The organism is Calditrichota bacterium (assembly GCA_013151735.1).
Lineage (GTDB): Bacteria > Zhuqueibacterota > JdFR-76 > JdFR-76 > BMS3Abin05 > BMS3Abin05.
Genome location: JAADHR010000028.1, coordinates 1 through 411 on the forward strand (window position 1 = coordinate 1; position 411 = coordinate 411).

General features: G+C 43.6%; 1 protein-coding gene. It reads right to left on the minus strand.

What is annotated here, in order from left to right; all coding sequences use genetic code 11:
- Positions 1 to 411 (minus strand): hypothetical protein (locus GXO76_01985; protein NOY76619.1); only part of this gene is annotated, 411 nt, incomplete at both ends.

Here is a 411-nt window from a genome sequence, read left to right on the forward strand (position 1 = left end):
GCATAGATTTTAATCCGCTGAGTAAATCGTGCCAACTCGAACTTTTTCTTTACCTGCACCACTACACTCACAGGCCCGCTTTCGACTATTTCGATTTCAGGCTCAGAATCCACATTCCAGTATTTGCCGGTCCAAAAATTGTATTCCGGTTCGCCTTGCGGAGAGTTTAAAAAACCTTCCGAGTCGCCAAAATCCTGAATGATTTGTATCAGGTTCCCTTGCCCGTCTTTGTCTAAAATCTGGCGATCGAGCCGTTTGTCAAAAATGCTCGATATGCAGCCGGTGGAAGGGTCGATTTCTATTTTAAAAAATTCATTCTCAATTTCATTTTCAGTCGCTTTCAATGTGGAATGCTGTTCCAATGCTCCTGCAGAAATAGCCCTGTAACTCTTGTAGCCTATGGAAGGCACA